A 21,600-nucleotide genomic window follows, 5' to 3' on the forward strand; every position below is an offset into this window, starting at 1 on the left:
GCTGACCCGGTGTTGCACGCCGATCAATGACGGTGATGGAGTTAATCACCATTGACTGTTGTGCCGGCAGTCCGGGCGGATGTCCAAACTGGCTCGTCATCGAACTTCCTAATATCCGGCAATATCGACGTGATTCCTCAAGCTGATAAGAGAATTCAATTCCCGTGTTCCACTCATCTTTTCCTGCTGTTTTTCTGCAATCCCCCGTTTTTTTCTCTCCATGACGAACCCAGCGGAAACGTTTGGGAATCGACGATCAACAGGATATGATGCAGCTTCGTTCCTGGTCATTTTCATTAACAGATAGTCATCTGCTTATCGTGCACGCAGTTTCCGAATGCCCCAGGGTTTGGCTCGGAGACCGCCTGCAACAGCAAGGCACTCGATGATGCTGAAAATTGCAGGTCCAAAATCGCGTTACTGCGACGGCATCTCCAGACGGACATGGATGCAGATCGGTTCTTTGGGACTGGGTGGTATGGCTCTGCCGGAAGTCCTGCGTGCAGAGTCCTCCGGAAGTCGAAACGCAAAGGCCAAAAGCATCATCATGGTGCTACTGCCGGGCGGTCCTTCCCACCTGGACATGTACGATCTCAAACCGGAGGCGCCTTCTGAGATTCGAGGAGAATTTCAGCCGATCTCAACAAACGTGCCTGGAATCGACATCTGCGAACTTTTGCCCCGTCTTGCGGGCAACGCCGATAAACTCACGTTTCTGCGTTCGCTGATGGGCTTCAAAGACGACCACAATACTCACTGGTGTTCGACAGGGTGGAGATCTCATCCACCGATGCCGTCTTCACCCATTGAGCCGGGTTTTCCTCCGGGTGACTGGCCTTCGCTGGGCGCAGTACTCTCCAAACAGTTCGGCCCAAAAGTCAGCGGCGTCCCCGCCTGCGTGGACCTGATCCCGGTTTACCCTGACGCGCGTTTCATTATTCGGACAGACCCCGGACAGCCAGGTTTCCTTGGTCCCGGTCACGCCGGATTTAAAGCAAAGGCAGTGGAACGCGGAAACCTGGTGCTCAACGGTGCCAGCCTGGACCGGCTATCAAATCGACGGGCTCTGCTGTCCAGCTTTGACCAGTGGCGTCGCAAACTTGATCAACCCGATTTTTCAGACGGCCTCGACGAATTCAATCAGCGAGCGTTTGAGGTTCTGACAACCCCGCGTCTGGCAGAGGCTCTTGACTTAAGCCGCGAAGATCCGGCGACAAGAGCGCGTTACGGACTGGACAGGAACTATTCCGGTGAACGCGACGGCAAAACACACCTGGATCAGTTCCTGCTGGCACGACGGGTCATTGAGGCCGGTGCCCGCTGCGTGACACTTTCGTTCAGTCGCTGGCCGTTTGGTCGTATGCTGCAGGGTGATTACAACTGGGACTGGCACGAAGACAACTTCAACGAAGCCCGCGGTGCGCTGCCACTTTTTGATCTGGGCCTGTCCACACTGATTGAAGATCTGTCCGAGCGAGGCTTACTGGACGAGACAATGGTCGTTGTCTGGGGTGAATTCGGTCGAACTCCAAAGATCAATGCAAACGCGGGACGTGACCACTGGCCGAAAGTGGCAGGAGGCCTGCTGGCCGGTGGCGGATTAAAAACAGGTCAGGTCATCGGGTCAACCACACGCTGGGGCGAAGAGCCGCTTACACGCCCTGTGCACTTTCAGGAAGTATTTGCAACACTCTACAAACAGCTGGGGATCGATGTCGCAACCACGCAGCTCGTCGATCTGGCGGGTCGACCTCAGTATCTGGTCGACGGCCACAAACCAATGCCCGAACTCACGGGATAGATCAGCACCTCTGTGGAATGATTCACAGCAGACCGTGTGACACAGGCGTACTCCGGCCATTGAATGCGGCACGTCTTCTGTTGTTCTTTCCGTTACTGTTGGGCCGAATCCGATTTCCAGCTGCATTCGCCTAGTCCCGAACGTGTGCTGACTCGGATTATCCCGGCGAAATCCGGAAACCGGGGTTATGCAGCTTACCGAAGCACAAATCAACGAATTCAAAAAGTTTGGTCTTTTGTTTCTGCCCGAGCAGTTCACACCAGGGGAAGCGGCGTTACTGCGTGCGGAAGCGGACCGCATCTACCAGCTGGATCGCAAAGAAGTGTGGCGGGAATCAAATGGTGCTGCACGCACGGCATTTGCTGCACACAAATACAGCGAAGGCTTTCGCCGACTGGGACGTCATCCGCGACTGATCAACCCGGTCATGCAGCTCCTCGGCGGTCAGATCTACATGCACCAGTACAAAGTCAACGCCAAAGCGGCATTTGACGGTGATGTGTGGCAGTGGCACCAGGATTACGGTACCTGGCAGCGGGATGACGAGATGCCGACCCCCCATGCGATGAACATCGCTGTGTTCCTTGATCCGGTAACTGCCGCCAACGGCCCGCTCATGTTTATTCCCGGAAGCCACCGGGACGGCGTTTTTAATGCCGGGCATGATCTGCAAACCACCAGCTATCCACTGTGGACCCTTGATCGTACGACCGTAAAGCGACTGGCGGACGCTGGAGGAATCGAAGTCCCGACGGGTCCGCCTGGTTCCGTCATCCTGTTCCACAGCAATCTCGTTCACGCGAGTCCGTCAAATATCAGTCCGTGGCACCGCAGTATTGTCTACCTCAGCTTATGTGAAGTCAGCAACCACATTCGTCGTTTTCAGCGTGAAGAGTGGATCGCTCACCGGGATTTCACACCCATTGAACCACTGGACGATGACTGCCTGCTGAATCTGTCCCCCTCTTTCGACACGACGCAGGAGTAATCTCTGATGAGCCTGATGCAGCTTCTGCAGCGTCGAATGGAATCCATCGGACCGATCCGAGTGGGGCTGATCGGTGCCGGTAAATTTGGTTCTATGTTTTTGTCTCAGGTTCCGACAACACCGGGCATCGAAGTAACAGTGATTGCTGATCTCGATCCACCGCAGGCTCAAGTAACCTGCGGTGTCGCAGGCTGGGACGCCGAAACACTTTCCCGGACTCGGTTTATCGAAGACGGCACGGTGCTCGCAAAGGCCGATGATGTCGATGTTGTCGTTGAAGCCACGGGACACCCTGCAGCCGGTGTCGCACACGCACAGGCCGCTGTGAATGAGGGCAAACATATCATCATGGTCAATGTTGAGGCGGACGTTCTGGCCGGACCGCTGCTCGCCCGACAGGCCGAATCAGCAGGCATCGTTTACTCGATGGCCTATGGTGATCAGCCGGCCCTTATTTGTGAACTGGTGGACTGGGCCCGGTCATGCGGTTTTGACGTGGTGGCAGCGGGCAAGGGAACAAAATATCTACCATCCTATCATGACTCCACTCCGGACACGGTCTGGGATCACTACGGCATCACAGCAGAACAGGCCGCCGGCGCCCGAATGAATTCGCAGATGTTCAACTCATTTCTCGACGGAACCAAATCGGCAATCGAGATGGCGGCAACGGCTGACGCAACCGGGTTGACACCCGCCCCCCACGGCCTCACTTTCCCTCCCTGTGGAACGGATGATTTGCCGCATGTGTTGAAACCGCGCGACAGGGGAGGACTCCTGCACCATAAGGGACAGGTGGAAGTGGTCTCCTCACTGGAACGAGACGGTCAACCGGTGCATCGCGATCTGCGTTGGGGTGTCTATGTGGTACTGGAAGCTCCAAACGACTATGCAGCCGATTGTTTCCGACAATACGGCCTGCTGACCGACGACACCGGGCGTTATGCCGCGATGTACAAACCGTATCACCTCATTGGACTGGAGTTGAATATTTCGATTCTCTCGGCCGTACTGCGGCAGGAGCCCACTGGCTGCATGACTGATTTTCGAGCCGATGTCGTGGCCACTGCTAAGCGAGACCTGACCGCGGGTGAGATCCTGGACGGCGAAGGAGGCTTCACCGTCCGCGGCAGGTTGATGCCCGCCTATGACAGTTTGCAATTACGAGGATTGCCGATCGGACTCGCACACGGTGTGCAGCTGACACGTGATGTGGCCGAAGGCCAGCCGCTGTGCTGGCCTGACATTTCAATCGACGACGCGAACAAAATTGTGCGTCTGCGGCAGTCAATGGAGCAGTCCTGTCGTGCCGAGTGGAACATCTGTGAATCTGTCGTTGCTGTACCGCCGGCGTAACGATTTTCAAAACAGCAAACACCATCACATCGCTCGGGACTTTTGACGCATCTGCCGGATCATCAATCACAAAAGCCAAAAACACGAGACCGATCCAGTCTCCGTTGCTCTCACCACGTCACAAGTTCCCTCACTCCACTTTCATACGACGGTCCAGCGTTGCCGGAAAAAAACATAAACATCCCCACTGTTTACGATCCGTCTGAAGTTCTTTCCGGATTCTCGATCCGTTTCATCAATGGCAATGGATGTCAGTCCGCTGACGACGGGTGGTGCGGTACCGTGGAGTTCCGGCTGTAGGCCGACGACTGCGTCGAGGCGTTGCACACACCACAACGATTCTACGGACGGAGACTGAGATCCGACCATGCACTGGATCGATATTGATACCCGCAGGTCTTGAAAAGCAGAATACTAAACAACAAATGGCAGACCTGTTCTCGTATCCAAATGCCCTGTAATAATAATCGTCAAGAATTACCAGGCGACATTTAGTCGAGTCCAGCGGATGACAGAATGCCCCTGCTCATGACACCAATGTGTCGCCAGGAATGTACCATCACTAAGTTTGATGGCCGTTGGATAACCAAACGCAAAATCATCGAATTCGTCGATTCTCGATTCGACACTACTATCACGTTCGACAAAAGACGCGGCATTGTACATGGTGGATTCATGATGGACGGTCCAGGTTTGGTCAGTCCAGGTCACAAGGCACATGCGGATTTCCTGCTGCCCATGACGTTTGTTATAAAGCACAAGTAATCGGTCATCACCGAGTGAAATCGGCGTCATCGTTTGACCTTGTATTTTCGTCGACGTCATTGGACCAAATGTGCGGCCACCATCTCGTGAAATGACATACGTATTCTGCTGGTCAACGTAATCACCCAGGGTTACGGTCCAACAAACGCCCATGACAACGTCCGGTGCGAGTTCCACAAACTTGTGTTCAAAGAACCCCCGGCGGCCGTTCAATCCCACCGCATCCTCAAACGCAATCGTATATTGCCATGTCTGTCCATCGTCATCTGACACGGCCAAATAGACTCGTTCGCCCAACGTATCTTTTCCGGACAAGGCTGCGGCCGGAGCCAATAGCCTGCCGGATTGCAGAACAAGCAATCCGTGTGACACCTCTAACGGACAATCCATCGGAAAAAGAACATCGACGGCCGGTGACCACGACCGCCCCTGGTCATTACTACGACATAGTACTGCCGTCGTTGGTCTTTGACCAAACTGGTGATCGACACAGTCTTCGATCCAGGCACCGTAGGCATAGATGGTAGTCGCCTTGGCATTGGTCGTAAGCTTCAGAAAATTAGCTCGCCCCTGCGCGTGATCTTTTTCAAGGACAACTCCGGCAGGTGTCCAATTGTTGCCTCCGTCTGCTGAACGGGCACACTCTGTTTGCCCGGTAACCAGTGCGCCGCTACCAACACTAAAGGAACAGAGTAGTTCGTCATTGCCAAGTTGTACCGTCATCGGAAATGCGGAATCGCGATCATCAATGATCCCACTAGCCAGTATTTCAATTGTACACATCGCGTTTTGTTTCATAATGCGATGCGCGATCGATTGAAATAATGATATTTTTCACTCAACCCAACCATTGCATCTGACACCGTAAAGTTCGGACCTTCTTCGAAGTCAGGGCCTGACGCGGTCGATACCGGACCGCTTCCCGATGTTATTTCGCACGATAACACAGGAGCCGTGTATGACCTCGCAAATACGGTTCTATGAGAGGGTGCCTCACGGCGGACCGTCGTGACGCACCCTCTCGATCGTGTTCAGGAAACCGCTTTACGAATTTCTGAATATGCAGATTCACAACCGTTGATCATGAACTGGAAATCGTTTCCAGCCTGCAGCCACTGCACACCACAGCTGATCAGCAGTTTTGCAAACTCCGGATCCGCATCCAGTCCCGAACCAATGAACTTTCCGGCCGCTTTTGCTTTGGATGCAACCGTTGTCATGACTTCGACAACTTCGGGATGTGTTGTATCACCGAGCCGCCCCATCGAACCGGACAGATCCTGAGGGCCAAGTACCAGCGAATCGAGACCTTCGATTTTCAATACCTCATCCAACTCCTCGACCAGTTCCATTGTTTCTACCTGGACCGTCACAAAGACGTCACGATTGGCCTGCTGCAGGTATTCCTGCTGCTGCAGACGTCCATACTGCATCGGTCGACGCGGTCCGAAGCCACGAGTGCCCATGGGGGGATAGCGGCACGCAGAAACAAATTTCGCGGCATCAGCTGCTGAATAGGCTCTGGGAAGAATGATCCCTTCCGCACCCGAATCAAGCACACGTTTCACCCACCCGACATCATTGGAGGGGATACGAACGATTGCAGGAGCCCCGCCCGCCCGTGCGGCAATCAAATGTCCCAGCATTGACTCCGTCGTTGCAGGATTGTGCTCCATGTCGAACCAGAAAAAGTCGACACTGGGGGCCAGAGCCTCCGTCACGGTGGGATCGGTGTGTGTGATCCCGGCACCGAGAACAGTTTGTCCGGCACGAATTTTTTCGCGCATCCGATTGATGTTTGTGCTGATCATTGCTTTGGAATTCTCTTTCGTTTACCTAACGCGCCGGATGTTCCGGCAAAAAGTTTGATCACAGTCTGCCACCGGCAAAATCCGAAGTTTGACACAGGCTAACCGGCCCTGGCGACGCCGTTAAGGACTTCGAGGCCCGAAAACGCTGTATTGCCGTGTTTAGCACCAGGACGGCCAAAACTTGGCCTCGCTGAAGCAGCCAGTGACCACTCAGCGATCCCCGTGTCACACAGGACCGCGGGGACATAACCCTGAACGAAAACATTTCCTGAACCTGACGTTTAAGCTCCTGCCATTGTTGTCCGCTGTGGACATTTATTGGGCACCAATGGCCCGATTAAATGCCGGAACAACCACCTGCGCAAACAATTCGAGACTGTGAATCCATTGCTCCCGATCATCCCAGTCGTGAGCAGTCAGAATCAGTGTACCGAACGGACCAATTTGTTCGCGCAGCCGAAGCAACTGATCGGTCACGCATTCGGGATCTCCCGATATGATGACATCTTCCATGAAGTAATCGATTGTACAGTCCGAATCCGCCTGTTGTTCGTCGCGTTTCCACATAGCCACACCGTCGGGGGCTGTTGCCTGGGTCAGATCAAGGATGTACTGAATACACGATCCCAGCGAATTCTTTCGCGCCAGTCGCTGCGCATCCTCAGTCGAATCTGCCACCAGCACATTTCTCGCAACCGCCCAGTCGGAAGGGTCTGCCATTCGACCGGCGCCGGCTGCCGCCTCAGCATAGGTCTGCCACTGTGCCTGCAGGCAGTCGGTGTGGAGCATGTGGTGACTAATAAAACGAAATCCTCGTTCCGCCGCTTTTTGCAGTCCGACCGAACTGCGGCTGATACTTGGAACGTAGATCGGCGGATGCGGCTGCTGAAACGGTTTGTGGAGATGCCCAACCCCAAGCTCAGTATGAAGATTGTCCTTCATCCTGACGTTCCAGAACCGGCCTTCCATATCAACGGGCAGCTCCTCCTCCCACAGTCGCATGATCATGCCAATTGACTCAGAAACTCTCGCTCCCATTTCACCTGGGGCCGATCCGAAAACCTCCATATCGGTCGGGATCGCACCCGGTCCAAAACAGACGTTCAGGCGTCCACGTGACATGTGATCCAGAAATGCGAGCCTCCCCGCTACGTGCATAGGATGGTGATACTGCAGGCAGACCGGCGCAGGACCGATTCGAATTCGTTCCGTCAGGCCAAGTACTTTTCCCAGAAATATTTCCGGCATAACGATGTTCTCAATCGACGAAGAATGATGTTCGCCAACCCAGAAATCGTCAAACCCGAGTTCCTCACACTTGACTGCCAGTTCAAGGTCCTCATCGATACATTGCGCCAGAGGCTTGCCTGGATCGTGAATCGGCATCACGAACATTCCAAGTCGCAGCGGTGTCACCTGGTTCATTGCGTTACTCCTCCGTTCAGAATGCCGGAGAGGTCAATATCCAGGCGATCTCCGTGAGCGTAGAATTCCTGCAGAGTCCTGTCGTCAACCGGAATGCCCTCGATCTCACGTCTCCTCCGGACACGAAACTCGATTTCGCCAGGAACCAGGACTTCATCGAACCCGGGGGCGGGTGGAGAGGATTTCATATACGCCACGGTCTCGTCCATCAGTTGCTTAAATGTCTCGATCGGACAAAACGCGGAAGGATCGATGACGATGAAGCAGACTCCGTTGCCAAACACTTCCGTGTCCTGACAACTGATTCCGGCAAGTGCGCTGCCAAGAATTTCGACCAGAAGACTGAGTGCGAATCCTTTGTGTCCCACGCCACCGCCCAGTGGCATAATGCCTCCACGTGGTGGCCCGTAAAACTCATTCGGATCATTGGTTGGGTTTCCGCCGGCATCCAGGATCCAGCCATCCGGAACTGACTGCCCCTCATTGCGATGGAATCGAATTTTTCCTTCCGGCGCTACCGAGGTGGAAAAATCGGCCACAATCGGATCTGCTCCCGTCGGGGCCGCCCAGGCGATGGGATTGGTTGCCAGTCGACCTTCCCGCCCGCCAAACGGAAGAACAAAGTGTCCGTAAACCGGGGAGTTGCATGTCGACAGCGCTATCATACCGCTGTCGGCTGCAAGCTGAACCCACGCACCGATGCGTCCGATATGGTTACAGCGTTTTGTAATCACACAGGCCGTTCGCTGCTCACGCGCCATACGAACGGCCTCATTTACAGCACGTTCCGCTCCCACGGCACCGAATCCCTGACCACAGTCGACAACGGCAGTGGTCGGCCCCGTTTGCTGAATCGATACCGGCGCTTCAATATCAATCGAACCATCGGCTACAAATCCCAGATATTCGGGAATTCGCATCACTCCATGCGAGTCATGCCCCATCAGACTGCTGGTAACCAGTGCTCCAACCGTTGCCTGGGCTTTAGACTCTTCAACACCGGCCGCAGCAAACAGCTCCATTCCGGCATGTGAAACGGCCTCTGACTGATAAAGCTGACTCATACTGACTCCAGTGATGTTGATTCCCTTACGTCACTTCCACAAACGGCTTTGTTGAGGGCGGGCATCAGTTCATTGGCAAACAGTTCCATACTGCGAATCCAGACGTCTTTGTCATCCCAGTCGTAACTCATCAGGATCAGCGTCCCAAACTCACCGGTTTCTTCCACCAGCATCAGCAACCGCCGCAGAACCTCATCCACATCGCCGGCAATGATCTGTTCGGTCATCAAAAAGTCCAGATTGCATTCCGAATCGGGCATGTCCAGATCACGTTTGTAAATCTGACGCCCCAAGCCTTTGTCAAAAAGCCCGCCGATGTATTCGTAATTTCTTCCCATTGAATTTGTCCGGGCAAGTTCAACTGCTTCCCGGGTTGTATCCGCCAGCAGTATCGATCTTGCGACTTTGAAATCAGAGCGGCAGGGCGTGCGTCCAACTTCGTTCGCTCCGGCCGCATAAGTATTCCACTGATCGGCAACCACATTTCCGGTCACCAGACAATGGGCAAACGGCTGAAAACCCCGCTGCCCCGCCACTGTCATACTGTACGAATTGCGGCTTGTACCCGGCATCGATATCGGCGGATGCGGTTTTTGAAACGGCTGGTGGATGTACCCAATCAAAGATTCCTCATCCACCGTGTCCGCCAGCCGAAATTTCCAGAATTCACCGTTGTATTCATAGGGGGGACCATGCGACCACAGATCAAGTATCACATCAATCGCCTCAAGTGCCATACGTCCGCCGTCTTTGGGTTCGATTCCGAACAATTCATGATCAGCTGTGACGCTGCCGTTTCCCATGCACAGATTAAGCCGTCCCTTTGCAAGATGGTCCAGCATTGCCAGACGACCGGCAACCATGGCCGGATGATGCTGATTCAAACACAGAGGCGCGGGCCCCATACGAATGCTGCTGGTTTCACCGAGGGCCCGCGCAATGAACATCTCGGGCATCACGATCGTTTCATATTTCATCGTGTGATGCTCACCGATCCAGAACTCACTGAAGCCCAGTTCCTCAGCGCGAATGATCAGTTCAAGATCTTCGTCATAACCCTGCGAAAGTGGTTTTTCGGGTACGTGAAACGGCATAATGAACATGCCGTAATCGATCTGCTGAACGCTCTGAGCCATTTTCCCGGGTCCTCGTTTCCTGATAACTGAGTCGGTCGTATCGACCGATCGGAGACACCCACTAATCTGCATTAATCAAAATTGACATCGGCCACAGATGGTAACGGGTCGTTCATATCCGCGGAACTACGTGCCCCTGTTTTCCATCCACTGACGAAACGGCCTGACGACAATGAGACTGAACAACGTAACGGCGAAAATTCCTGACATCGAAAACCATCTGGACTGCAACAGACCGCCGTCCGGATCGTGATTGTCCCAGTAACCTTTCAGCCCCAGGCCCAAAAACAACAAGCCGGAACTAACGTACAGTACTCTTATCAGGAGAGATGACCTGAGGCCTGCCGGCACGTGGTTCATTTCGATCCACAGGTTCGAAAGACAAAAGATGCCACACGCAAGTACCCCCGTGAACAGGTTCACCGGTCGTAAAACAATCAGAATCACTTCTTTTGGACTCGGTGACCGGGACTCGGTTTCCTGAGCCGGCATCTGCTCCTCCACGCTGCCCGGACGGTCTGCTGCGTCACTGCTCTCTGAATTCAACGGCACCGTCTGTTGTGCGGATACGGTCCTGGCATTTTCACGCCCCGCAGCAAACACATGGTTGAACATCAGCAGAATCACAAAGGCAGAAAAAACGGCATGCCAGATCAGCACCACTCGGGCGATGGACTGACGACGCACATTGACCCAGTCCCGATTGAACGAACGGAGAAGCTCCGTTACCACTGCAACCCCGATCTCGACGGTCCCGTACAGCGTTCCGAACATAGTCAGAATCGCACCAATCACATACAGCGGATACAGCCAGGGATGAACTTCGGTAAGAATCCGGGCCTGTTGTCCGAGCATATCACCACTGTCCGGAATCTCTTCTGCCGGAGCAAGCAGTTCCACACCTGACGCCACAAACACCGCACTGAACGCCACGATAAGAGTGAAACTAATGCCACAGTCGATGACGGGAGCTTTTAACCATTTCCTGGCAGGATGATGCGGGTCATCCGCCATATTCTTCAGATCAACCTGGGTTGGAGGTGTCACCCCCGCATAGCCCCAACGTTTTTCTCTCAGCCAGGTTGTATAGGCCATGTAATCAAACGCCGCTCCTCCGATAACTCCGACATATGTTGTGAGTTCAACCCATTTAGGGGTTTCCCAGATCGTCTGATATTTGTGTTCGATCCATGCCGGATAATCACCGAACCGGGGCGAGATAAAACCGCGCATCATTTCAGTGTAATTCGGATCGTACATCACCAGAGAGACAACCGCCGCAACCATCAACGCGAACACCACCACAATCTGGATGCGTTCCATGAACGTGTAACCGCCACTGAAACAGAGCGCAACGACCAGACCAACCAGCAAAAGGGCCCACATAAACTGTGCACCACCGAAAAGGCTGTCAGTCGTACCACTGAGCAGAGCTACGTAATTTCCGAGTGTGCTGCTGTGAAAGCTCACCCAGATCGGCTGAACAACACAAATCATCAGCAACAGCATCATCGGGAGCCACCCGCGAGGCCCTGGCAACTCCATCATGCGTTGAAACGGGTGAACACCTGTCAGAAGCAAATGTTTGGAAGTCCCGAATACGAGGACCCACTTCAACATTGAGATAAAAAGAAACAGAAACAGGATGTTGTAGCCGAACAGAACTCCACCGCGGGTTGAGAAAATGAGTTCGCCCGTACCAATCGTTACGCTGGCAACGACGGCCCCCGGACCAAACAACGTTAACCAAGCCAGCGGACTTCTGGAGGTCAATGCTCTGGGCAGGTCCGGCAGTGATTCGTTACGGTCAGCCGCATCGTCGTTCGCCACTTGTGACATGTGCGTCTCTATCACTTCAAAAGGACACATACGGTGGAGTCAGCTCATGCTAACGTAACCCGTTGACGACCGCCTCCCACATCGATCGTTTTCCCTGATTCACCAGTCTTCTTTGCACCATCAAAGACTTACAAACTGTTCACTCTCCGTAACGCAGTTCCGATCCAGGTCGAAACGGTTTCAGCTCTGCCACACTTCGGTCGTGCCTCACAACGCCCGAAACAGACAATCAAGCTGGACCGACAATTCAGATCTGTTCAGACATCCACAGAAGCGACTCCGGACCGCAATTGGTGTGATCCGACTGCTGTCAGATTGCAGACACGATACCGAATCTGCAAAACACGGTCAGTTCGAACCGGGCCCGGTTCCTGAATCCAAACACACTGGATATTGAGTAAAGCTGACGGTACCCGCATGAAGAACTTCCACACTCTCGACGGGAAGACACCGCATCGGTGATGCCAAAGCGTTCGACGTCTGTGCAAAAGGACAACATTCTGACGGAAGACCCGGTATAGTGGAGTACTCTGCAACCTGATCCGAACGTTCTGCCGGTCTGCACAAGCTGTCCCGGCCAACAGGAAGTCCTGATGCGAGCACTGTCCCTGCTGAATGTCCTGATCATGGCTCTGCCGGCCTGCCAGATCATGGCGAATGAGGAAACATCTGAAGCCGCCGAATCGGATACCACGCCGTTTGGCCTTACAAACCGCATACCGTGGACCACTTCACGTATTGCCGGCACGCCCGAACCACCTCCACCTTATACGGTCAGTCGGGCTTTCCCTAACCTGACATTTGAAAACCCGGTCTGCATCGCACAGGAGCCTGGCACCAACCGCTTCATGGTTGCCGAAAACGGCGGCCGAATCTATGCGTTCACCAAAGACACGGCCGACACGGCGTCTCGTGAACTGTTCCTTGACGCCGGACGCAATCTGTACGCCTTCTCCTTTCACCCCAACTACGAACAAAACGGCTTTGTCTTCACACACAGTCCAAACGGAACAAAACCCGCTGAACCGCAGCCGGATGACCTACCGGGTTCCTCAACGGAAAACGAAAGCAGTGGAGACAGTACCGAAAACGACAATTCAGACAGCGGGCAAACTGAACACACCAGCCGGGAACCGGAAACCGAAAAACAAGACCCTCCGGTCCCTCAACCGGAAGATCTGCCACCTCATCGCCGGAGTCGCGTGTCACGTTTTCAGGCGGTGGGCACCACATCCCGCCGCTGCCTGCCGGAAAGTGAAAAGATCATCATCGAATGGCCGTCAGGGGGACATAACGGCGGCGAAGCGATTATTGGACCGGATGGATACTTATATGTTTCCACCGGTGACGGTTCGTCAGGGTCAGACGCAAAGGTAACCGGACAGGGCGTGAACGACCTGCTGGCCGTGATCCTGCGGCTCGATGTGGATCATCCTGCCGAAGGCAAAGCCTATTCTGTCCCTTCCGACAATCCCTTTATCGATTACCCGGGAGCCCGACCGGAAATCTGGGCCTTCGGTTTCCGCAACCCGTGGCGGATGAGTTTCGACCGGAAAACGGGTGACCTGTGGGTCGGCGACGTCGGTCAGGATTTGTGGGAGATGATCTGGCGTGTGCAACGAGGCGGCAACTACGGCTGGAGCGTTCAGGAGGGGTCCCATCCATTCCATCCGAATCAGCAAACCGGTCCTGGTCCGATTTTGCCGCCTGTCGTCGAACATCACCATGTGGAATGTCGATCGATTACCGGTGGCTATGTGTACTACGGTAAAAAATTCCCGAAACTCAACGGCACCTATTTCTATGGTGACTATCAATACGGCATGCTCTGGGGGATTCGTCTCAACGGTCAGCGGGTAACCTGGCATGAGGTGCTGGCCAGCACGCCGCTGCAGATTTCCAGTTTCACAATGAGTCGGGCAGGAGACATCTATATGCTCGACTACCTCACTTCTTCGATCTATGAACTCATGCCCGCTGAGCATAACGATGAAAGTCCTCATTTTCCCCGCAAGCTCAGTGAAACAGGTCTTTTCACCTCGCTCAGCAATCACCAGGTCGCTCCAGGAGTCATAGGTTATTCGGTAAACACACCACAATGGATCGATGGCGCAACCAAGGAACGGTTCATGGCAATCCCGGGTGACTCAAAAATCGAATTCGTCGAAAGAAGTAAAGATGCTCAGACGTGGGTCTTGCCGGATGGCACCGTGAACCTTGAAACCATCTCAGTTGAAATGGAGTCCGGCAATCCCGCATCAAAACGCAGGATTGAGACGCGCATCATGGTCAAACAGTCCGGAAAGGAAGAATTCTGGCTTGGTTATTCGTATCTGTGGAATGACGAACAGACGGATGCCGCTCTTGTCGAAGCCAACGGCCGGGACATTCCCCTCATCATCATCGATTCACTGGCTGCTGAGGGAACTCGACAGCAGACATGGCACGTTCCAGGTCGTAATGAGTGCATGGTCTGCCACTCACGAGCGGCCGGATTTGTACTGGGCCCGAGGACGGTACAGATGAACCGTGACCATGATTACCTCCGGGGCACCGACAACCAACTGCGGACATTGAATCACATCGGTCTGTTTGCCGAGCCGCTAAACAAGCCCCCGGAAGATTTCGAGTCTCTTGCTGATGCGTACGATCCGACAGCTGACCTGAACGACCGGGCTCGGGCTTACCTGCACGTCAACTGTTCCGGTTGCCATGTGGCTGACGGCGGAGGCAATGCAAAAATGGACATGAAATACCATCAACCACTGCAGGACACCGGCCTGACCGACTCACCGATGCACGGCACGTTTGGTCTGAGCAATGCCCGACTCGTCGTCCCCGGTGACCCTTACGCATCTGTATTATTCTACCGCCTCGCCAAGTGGGGTCGCGGACGAATGCCGCATGTCGGCTCAAATCTGCATGATGAACAGGGACTGCATCTGATTCACAACTGGATCACGCACCTTCCGGATGTATCAGACGATCCCGGACGTGCATCAGCCAATCCGCCTCCAACATCGCAAACACCGGACGCGGAAGAAGCACAGCAACTGCGGATCCGGAACAAACTGATCAGCAAAGATCGTATTGCCGAGGCAGCGGTGCGAAGAAAATCGGTGGACAACGAACTGCGTTCCGTGACGGCAGAACTGCAGCGAGCCGAACAACTCACCGCGGAACACCAGACTGAAGAACTCGACAAACTGCTGTCGTCACCCCGAACGGCTTTGGAACTCGTCCAACTTGTTCAGCAACACATGACGTCTGATGGTGTCCGCCGTCAGCTGATCGCCCGGGGCGCTGCTCACTCCGATACCAATGTGCGTGATCTGTTCGAGCGGTTTCTACCCGAAAACCAGCGAACCCGGCGGCTGGGAAATGTGATCGCCCCGGCCGAGATCCTGGCACTGGACGGTAATGCCGAACATGGACGGGAGTTTTTCTTCACGGCAACCGCGTTGCAGTGCAGCGGCTGCCACCGACTGGAAGGGAAGGGCGGAACGATTGGTCCCGATCTCAGTCAGGTTGGTCGGAAATACAAGCAGCGCGAACTTCTGGAAGAACTGCTTGCACCGTCGCGCAGGATCGATCCGAAATACAGAACACATGTTCTGGTGACCACTCAGGGACAAAGCTATACCGGCATTCTTACCGAAAATTCTGCACAGCACGTGGTTTTGAAAGTTCTAAAAAACGGAAGGTCGGTCGAAGTCCGGGTACTGACCGAAGACGTGGAGGAACTGGTTCCACAGCAAACGTCGCTGATGCCGGAGGGAATGCTTCGTGACCTCACCCCGCAGCAGGCCGCCGACCTGCTGGCGTTTCTGAGTTCATTGAACCAGGAACCATCGGAGTAGTCGTGCAGACCCGAGAAACACGAGTTCCAATTCGTGTTCTGCACGCGATCGACGGGAATTTTATTTTCCAGTCTGCCACGGCATCGGATCATCCAAGACTCTGTCCCGGGATTATCGACGGTGCGTCAGAGGTTGCGGGGTCAAACGAAGGTTGACCAGCAGAATCCCCGTGGCAACCGCGATTCCGGATACGAACAACCAGGGTGAAAGCGGGTCGCCGCGAAACAGAACAGCAAACAGAATTCCAAACAGCGGGGTTGCAAAACTGAAGACAGCAACCGACGACGCTGAGTGCTTTTCCAGAAGCCGAGCCTGAATCGCAAAACACAGTCCCGCAACAGCAAACCCCTGATAAAGCAGTGACCAGACTGCATGCTGAGTCCGTAAATCTTCGAACTGCATCAGCACCCCGGGCCGAAAATCTTCAAACAGAAACGCCCAGCCCAGCATCAGTGATGTTCCGAACACTCCGTGCCAGAAGATGAACGAATCCGGATGAAGATTCCGTACCGCGTATTTGGTGTAGGTCAGCTTGACGGCCAGAATGAATGCGCTGAGCAACAGCAACAGATCTCCCTCCAGTGAGGCCCGCTCCAGCAAATCAACCGGCTGATCCGAATCAGGAAACAGGATCAGGGTCACCCCGAAAGCAGCCAGGAAAAGCCCCGTAAATCGCAGCGGAGTGATTCGATGGACTCGAGTCACAAAGTGCTCGATGGCCACAATCCAGAAGATGAAGGTGTTCACGAAAATCGAACCGTGCGACGCATTGGACAAATCCACACCTGCCGTGAAGGTTCCGATCTGGAAGAACAGAAGAATTCCACCAATGCATGGCAGCTTCCACTGACCAGCCCGCAGACGCAGTGAAGTTTTATGGACCCTCACCCAGCCCAGCATAAAAATTCCGGCCAGTAAAAACCGCAAACCGGACACCGTCATTGGCCGCAGCAGATCGGTCGAATAACGAATAGCCACCGGTGTAGCGGCCCATAACACGACTGTCAGCAGGATGAGCAGGACGGCTCGTGCATTCAGCGGCTGCGTTTGATCCATCGGTGGATTCCGAAAAACGAAAAAGACTGTGTCGGTTCAGGGACTTGACTGTCTGAAACGGCTGCCAATTTTCGCTGCGATTCGCGTCTTCGTCAGTGAATCCGTACGCTGGGAATAGCGTGAATACTCCACGATGTCAAAGTCACCACCTGACCGGCATCCACGATCAGTGGATTCATCAAATTAAGGAAACGGAAAAACAGCATGAACTACCTCAAAATGATTCTGATTCCGGTGGTCATCATGAGCTGCTCCGTCACCCGCGCGGGCGACAAACAGTTACTGTACCTGGCGTCACAGCAGCAGAAGGCCATCGTTGCCTATGAGATCAGTAACGACAGCGGTGAACTGACACGACGTTTCCAGTTTGACATGGAAGGCACTCCGGGCGCGATGACGTATTCCCCCGATGAATCCATGATTTACGTCCTGCTGTCGGGGCTTGAAAACGGCGGTGCGGCCGCCGCGACAGTCGCACGTGATCAACACGGTTCATTGACCCTGAAGGGAACGGCCGCCGTCATGGGAGGGTCCCCTTATATCTGCTGCAGCCTGGACGGACGATGTCTGCTGGCAGCTCATTACGGGGCAGGTGAGGTCACCGTTTATCGTATCACCGACGGCGTCTGCACAGAACAGCTGCTGGATCACAGAATGACCGCGAGGACTGCACACTGCATTGAACTGGATCCGTCAGGTCAGTTTGTGTTCGTACCTCATACGAGACCAAATCGGGTTGATCAGTTTCGACTTGATTCGAACTCCGGTGTGCTGACACCCAATACCCCGCCGCATGTCAAAGGCCCCGATGAAAACCATTTGTATCATGAACCTCGACACTACGCTCATCATCCCCGACTGAACATGGCCTACACAGCGAATGAAAACGGAGGAGGGATTTCTGCATGGAAGTTCGATCCCAAAACCGGCACACTCAAACTTGTGCAGACCTTGTCGTCACTTCCTCCCGGATTCGACGGGCAAAGTGCCGGAGCCGACATTCACATCACTCCCGACGGTCGGTTCGCCTACGTTTCCAATCGTGACGTGACTCAGCGCGGCGAAGGAGACCCTCAGCAGGATACACTGGCGGGATTTGCCCTCGATGAAACAACCGGCCGAATGAAACTGACCGGACACATCGCAACAGTGGAGCTTCCAAGATCGTTTTGTATTGACACTACAGGCAACTTTCTCTTTGCCGGCGGACAGCAGACCAGGGAGTTATTTGCGTATCGAATCGACCAGACAACCGGCGAACTCAGTTTGCTGAAAAAATACGAATCCGACGGCAGGACGATCTGGGTGATGTGTGGTTCTGTGCAGGCTGACTGATCTCAAGTCATCAGTGATTATCCATGACGCGTCCGCAGATCATCGGTGTCCGAACAACCACAGAGATGAGCCGTGTTACCCAACACTGATGGCATCAACCTCTCACTCCCGCCGAACCAACACCGAAATCACCTGCCAGGCGCCGCACGATCCTGTTCCACTGTCAAAAAACACGACTCGGCGGGGTGAACAACCAGGCATACTCGTTCATTCGCAAAACATGTCCAGGAATGGTCCATCACAACAGATGTCCGGATACTGAACCGGTTCTGTGTCTCACCGAACTCCGAAACACCGTCCGTACTTGACAGACCGTGTTGTGCCCTGTGGAATGTTTCGCAACCATCTCCAGGTATGTCTCTGCACAGGTTCGCGCTGATATCAGACAGATTACCAATCCAATGCCCTCAACACGGGAACGGGATACCCAACTTAGCGCTGGAACATCATCAGTCATAAGCCCGACTCGGGTTACGAGTGGAGATATTCGGTGATGCACGATCTCAATCGACGAAGCCAACTTGACGGAACAAGGCTTATCTTCGGACTGTGTGTTCTGCTGTTCCGTGTTCCTGCAACTGTCACCGCAGAGGAACCTCGTTTCGAACGAGACATTGTGCCAATTCTCGACGCCAAGTGTGTTCGGTGTCACGGAAGCAGAAAACGCACCGGCGAGCTCGATCTCCGCTCCATGGCTGCCATTCGCAGAGGCGGCGCCAGTGGAGACGTGGTGACAGAAGGCCTGCCTGACGAAAGCCTGCTGCTCCGACGAATCTACGATGAGGAAATGCCGCCGGAGAACGAAGGAAAATTAACGGCCGCTGAAGTCACACTGATCCGCGACTGGATCGAAGCCGGCCTGCCTGCCGACGAACAGCCCCTGCCTGACTCACCTGACGCAGAAACGTCAGTCATCAGTAGTACCGATCGTGAATTCTGGTCATTTCAGCGACTGAAGCGTCCCGCCGTACCGGACGTGAACGGTCTGCCGCAGACGCCAATCGACTCGTTCGTTATGGAACAGCTCCACAAACACCGACTGACGCTTTCGGGGGACTCGGAGCCCCGTCGTCTTGTCCGACGGCTTTACTTCGATCTGCTGGGACTCCCCCCGACCCCCGCACAGCTGGAGACTTTTCTCAGCGACACCACGCCAAACGCCTACCAGAGACTGGTCGACCGCCTGCTGGCTTCCGAACATTTTGGTGAACGCTGGGCGCGGCACTGGCTGGACACCGTGGGATATACCGACACGGTTTCTTACGATGGAGACACCAACTTTATTCCGGGTTTCATCAAGGGGCGCTGGCGTTATCGCGACTACGTAATCGATTCACTCAACAGCGATAAACCGTACGATGAATTCCTCCGGGAGCAAATTGCGGGTGACGAACTTGTTGACTGGCGTGACGATGCATCCTTTGACGCAAATGTGATCAGCACCCTGGCCGCCACCGGTTTTTGGCGAAACAGTGAAGACCGAAGCGGTGCCGCGAAAGAAATCGTCTACAAGTGGTCGCTGCTCCACGACACCATGCAGACGTTTGGAACCAGTGTCCTGGGACTGACTCTCCGCTGCGCGAGATGCCACAGTCATAAGCACGAGCCGATTCCGCAGGAAGACTATTATCGGATGTTGTCGCTGATTACTCCGGCGTTCAATATCCAGGACTGGAAGTCACCGGAGGAACGTGCGCTGCCGGCCCTGTCGGCAGCCGAAAAAACACAGATTGATGCACACAACGCGGAAATCAACAAACAGACAGAGGAACTGACGCGTCAGGTGACGGAACTCCGTGACGCATGTCGAAACCGTCTTCGGGAGCAGAACTTCGGTCGCATTCCTGTAAAGGTACGTGAGGCGGTACGTGCAGCATTTGACATCGAGGTCCAGGCCCGGACACCTGAACAGCAAACACTTGTTCAGCAATACACGGACCGGCTCAATGTCACAGAGGACACCGTTGAATCAGCACTGACCGATGCAGAAAAAAAGAAGATAGCAGATCTAAAAGCGCAAAGTGCGGAAATAGAAACTCAACTCCGCACACACGGCTGGATCCAGGCGGTCTACGATGTGGGTCAGCCACCGGCAGCATACCTGCTGAAACGTGGCGATTACACACGTCGTGGACGAGAAGTCACTCCCGGTTTTTTGAGCGTTCTGGCGGACCCGGACCGGAAACCCGAATTCAAACCGCTCAACGCAAGCAGTGGACGCAGAACAGCACTGGCCCGGTGGCTCACGGAACCCTCGACGCCGGCTGTCGGACTCGTCGCACGCGTTTTCGTTAACCGTATCTGGCAACACCTGACCGGAGTCGGCCTTGTGGCCTCGTCAGAAAACCTCGGGATGTCCGGTTCCCGGCCCACACATCCCGAACTGCTGGAGTGGCTGGCGGCCGAATTGGTAGACGGAGACTGGCAGATCAAACCTGTCATTCGGCAGATTGTAACTTCCTCTGTTTACCGACAGACATCGCGACCGAACACACAGCTTCAGACCACTCAGGCCGGTGAGGTCAACCCGCTGGATGTTGATCCGGAAAACCGTTTTTTGTGGCACAGCCGTTTACGACGGCTCGAATCAGAGGCGATTCGCGATTCCATGCTCGTGGCAGCCGGCGTGTTTGACGCCACCCCCGGCGGCCCGCCCGTACCGCTTCAGTACAGGAAAGACGGACTGGCCGCTTTTGATGTGGAGAAATTTCCGTCACCAACGGCAGGATGGCGACGAAGTGTGTATTTGTTTCAGCGGCGGGTCTACCACCTGACGCTGATGACCGTCTTTGACCAGCCGAGTGTTGCCGGACCGACTTGTCGACGCGCCTCTTCCGCCGTTGCACTTCAGTCTCTGACTCTGCTGAACGACGATCTGGCTCTGGAGCTAGCAGAACAGTTTGGTAAACGTGTGTATCAACTTGCCGGAGACTCCCGTGAACTGCAGATCAACACGGCATTTCTCCTTGCTCTGGGCCGTTCGCCCCAACCTGAAGAACGTGAGTGGAGCAAACAGCTGCTTGGTCACCAGCTGCAACTGTACAAAAAAGATCCACAAAGCGGTTCCAAACCGACCATCCCCGAACAGGCGACTCAAAAGTCGCTCATGCACCTCGGTCGCGTCCTGTTCAATTCAACTGAGTTCCTCTACATCGAGTGACTCC

Annotated in this window: 13 protein-coding genes; 6 read left to right on the plus strand and 7 right to left on the minus strand. The window is 54.5% G+C overall.

Annotation, left to right across the window (positions count from 1 at the left end; all coding sequences use genetic code 11):
• Positions 1-388 precede the first annotated feature (388 nt).
• The 3 genes from MK110_11270 (at position 389) to MK110_11280 (ending at position 4,145) form a co-directional block, all read left to right on the plus strand.
• Entirely contained in the window at positions 389-1,801 is a 1,413-nt protein-coding gene (locus MK110_11270; GenBank protein ID MCH2211874.1) for a DUF1501 domain-containing protein, read from the plus strand.
• 187 nt (positions 1,802-1,988) lie between these two features.
• Complete coding sequence (locus tag MK110_11275; GenBank protein MCH2211875.1) at positions 1,989-2,789, plus strand: phytanoyl-CoA dioxygenase family protein; 801 nt, start codon at positions 1,989-1,991, stop codon at positions 2,787-2,789.
• Between the two features lie 6 nt (positions 2,790-2,795).
• Positions 2,796-4,145 (plus strand): SAF domain-containing protein, encoded by a 1,350-nt coding sequence (locus MK110_11280; protein MCH2211876.1) that lies wholly within the window; start codon positions 2,796-2,798, stop codon positions 4,143-4,145.
• Between the two features lie 477 nt (positions 4,146-4,622).
• Here MK110_11280 and MK110_11285 read toward each other — a convergent pair whose 3' ends face one another.
• The 6 genes from MK110_11285 to MK110_11310 form a co-directional block, all read right to left on the minus strand.
• On the minus strand, positions 4,623-5,693 hold the full coding sequence (locus MK110_11285) for a glycoside hydrolase (GenBank protein ID MCH2211877.1): 1,071 nt from the start codon (positions 5,691-5,693) through the stop codon (positions 4,623-4,625).
• 248 nt (positions 5,694-5,941) lie between these two features.
• Positions 5,942-6,721, minus strand: coding sequence for an aldolase/citrate lyase family protein (locus tag MK110_11290; protein ID MCH2211878.1), 780 nt, complete (start codon positions 6,719-6,721; stop codon positions 5,942-5,944).
• A 315-nt stretch (positions 6,722-7,036) separates the two neighbouring features.
• Entirely contained in the window at positions 7,037-8,146 is a 1,110-nt protein-coding gene (locus MK110_11295) for an LLM class flavin-dependent oxidoreductase (GenBank protein MCH2211879.1), read from the minus strand.
• Positions 8,143-9,210, minus strand: coding sequence for an Ldh family oxidoreductase (locus MK110_11300; protein ID MCH2211880.1), 1,068 nt, complete (start codon positions 9,208-9,210; stop codon positions 8,143-8,145). Before MK110_11300 ends, MK110_11295 begins: the two co-directional genes overlap by 4 nt.
• Positions 9,207-10,346, minus strand: coding sequence for an LLM class flavin-dependent oxidoreductase (locus tag MK110_11305; protein MCH2211881.1), 1,140 nt, complete (start codon positions 10,344-10,346; stop codon positions 9,207-9,209). The genes MK110_11300 and MK110_11305 overlap by 4 nt, the downstream gene beginning before the upstream one ends.
• A gap of 126 nt (positions 10,347-10,472) precedes the next feature.
• Positions 10,473-12,185, minus strand: coding sequence for an Nramp family divalent metal transporter (locus tag MK110_11310; protein MCH2211882.1), 1,713 nt, complete (start codon positions 12,183-12,185; stop codon positions 10,473-10,475).
• A 593-nt stretch (positions 12,186-12,778) separates the two neighbouring features.
• On the opposite strand from MK110_11310, the gene MK110_11315 reads away from it, so the two are divergent.
• A complete protein-coding gene (locus MK110_11315) occupies positions 12,779-16,045 on the plus strand; it encodes a PQQ-dependent sugar dehydrogenase (protein MCH2211883.1) in 3,267 nt (1,088 codons plus the stop codon).
• Between the two features lie 111 nt (positions 16,046-16,156).
• Here the strand turns inward: MK110_11315 and MK110_11320 are convergent, their stop codons facing one another.
• On the minus strand, positions 16,157-17,101 hold the full coding sequence (locus MK110_11320; protein MCH2211884.1) for a DMT family transporter: 945 nt from the start codon (positions 17,099-17,101) through the stop codon (positions 16,157-16,159).
• A gap of 204 nt (positions 17,102-17,305) precedes the next feature.
• On the opposite strand from MK110_11320, the gene MK110_11325 reads away from it, so the two are divergent.
• Both MK110_11325 and MK110_11330 read left to right on the plus strand, forming a co-directional pair.
• On the plus strand, positions 17,306-18,436 hold the full coding sequence (locus MK110_11325; protein MCH2211885.1) for a lactonase family protein: 1,131 nt from the start codon (positions 17,306-17,308) through the stop codon (positions 18,434-18,436).
• Positions 18,437-18,929: 493 nt separating this feature from the next.
• Complete coding sequence (locus MK110_11330) at positions 18,930-21,596, plus strand: PSD1 and planctomycete cytochrome C domain-containing protein (GenBank protein ID MCH2211886.1); 2,667 nt, start codon at positions 18,930-18,932, stop codon at positions 21,594-21,596.
• Positions 21,597-21,600 lie beyond the last annotated feature (4 nt).

The sequence above is a fragment of the Fuerstiella sp. genome, from assembly GCA_022447225.1.
GTDB lineage: Bacteria > Planctomycetota > Planctomycetia > Planctomycetales > Planctomycetaceae > S139-18.